1 pseudogene is annotated in these 228 nt (G+C 64.5%); it reads left to right on the top strand.

The window, feature by feature from the left end:
- Positions 1-228 (top strand): annotated as a pseudogene (locus tag SB764_RS45345) (two-component sensor histidine kinase); the annotation flags it as partial.

Below are 228 nucleotides of genomic sequence, written 5' to 3'. Positions count from 1 at the left end.
CGTGACGGCGAATACTATTCCCGGCAAACCGGAGCATCTGCAGGCGCATTTGAAACTGAGCGACGGCACGCCGTTGACCATCGACATTCATCCGATGTCCGGTGTGCCATTGTCGGGCTGGCTACCGCTCGTGCTCGCGTTGCAGTTGGCGGTGCTCGCCACGTGCTGCTGGCTCGCGGTGCGGCTCGCCACGCGTCCGTTGCATCAGCTCGCGCAGGCGGCGGATAC

The sequence above is a fragment of the Paraburkholderia sp. SIMBA_027 genome (assembly GCF_046535315.1).
Lineage (GTDB): Bacteria > Pseudomonadota > Gammaproteobacteria > Burkholderiales > Burkholderiaceae > Paraburkholderia > Paraburkholderia tropica.
Note: the sequence above shows the minus strand (reverse complement) of the source record. Positions and strands in the feature narration are given on the sequence as shown.